The 216-nt window shown below is 42.1% G+C and carries 1 protein-coding gene; it reads left to right on the forward strand.

Features of this window, described 5'->3' with window-relative positions; all coding sequences use genetic code 11:
- Positions 1 to 216, forward strand: a 216-nt coding sequence (locus tag ACO0LC_RS29390; protein ID WP_423009827.1) for a hypothetical protein, incomplete at both ends; no start/stop codon positions are given.

Below are 216 nucleotides of genomic sequence, written 5' to 3' on the forward strand. Positions count from 1 at the left end.
GAAACGATTACGCGCCAATGATAGTGCTGCAACCAGTGTGAAAGTAGGTTATCGTCAGGCTTTTATTCCGCATACCCCCATTCAAGCAATTGAGTGGGGGTTTTGCTTTTGCGCAAACGGAAAATACAAACTAAAAACAAGATCAAAATCAACGTCAAGACCTCTCAACACAGAGGCACAGAGTCGCACTGACAAAAATAAGAAAAACAAAAGAGC

Source organism: Undibacterium sp. JH2W (assembly GCF_049340425.1).
In the GTDB taxonomy this organism is placed as follows: domain Bacteria; phylum Pseudomonadota; class Gammaproteobacteria; order Burkholderiales; family Burkholderiaceae_D; genus Undibacterium.